This window comes from Bacteroides sp. NSJ-48 (genome assembly GCF_014287405.1).
Classification (GTDB): Bacteria; Bacteroidota; Bacteroidia; order Bacteroidales; family Bacteroidaceae; genus Bacteroides; species Bacteroides stercoris.
Window position 1 is genome coordinate 1 of record NZ_JACOOD010000125.1, and the last position, 514, is coordinate 514.

The following is a 514-nucleotide window of genomic DNA, read 5'->3' on the forward strand; positions in this document are numbered from 1 at the left end:
TCATACTCCGTCCGCAGCCAGTGACGAACCTGATGGGAAGCAATGGGCAAGACTTCCTGTACCCATTTGTCGAACGGTTTTAAAATGCCGTTTGAATCCAATAAAAGTCGTGCCATGTCATTCTGCATACGATGTACCTTGAATGCCGAGAATACGGCATTGTTCCGGAGTATGGCATTTCTGAAATCCTCGTCCGGAGCAATGGCCTTGGATTTGCTGAACCCGTCCTTTGCCGCCTTGTCCATCGTTGCCCATATTTCATTGAACAGGTTGATTTCGATTTCGGTTGCCGGATGAAAGTCCCTGCTGTATATGTTCAGCAAGGCACGCCGCAGCACCTCTTCGGAAAAGTCAAACTCCATGGAGATGTTGCCATTGTCAGCCGCATACAGTCTGTCGACTACCAGTCTAAAGCTGCCCCGTCTGCCGGGGCTTTCACGAAAAAACCTTTGAGCCAGTTCCGGAAGTTTCTTTTCTGTTTCGGTGTCGGTTCATCATCCCGTCCCTTATTCGC

1 pseudogene is annotated in these 514 nt (G+C 49.6%); it reads right to left on the reverse strand.

The annotated features are described in order from the left end of the window. Window positions 1–362: pseudogene (locus tag H8S52_RS19770) on the reverse strand (hypothetical protein); the annotation flags it as partial. Window positions 363–514 lie beyond the last annotated feature (152 nt).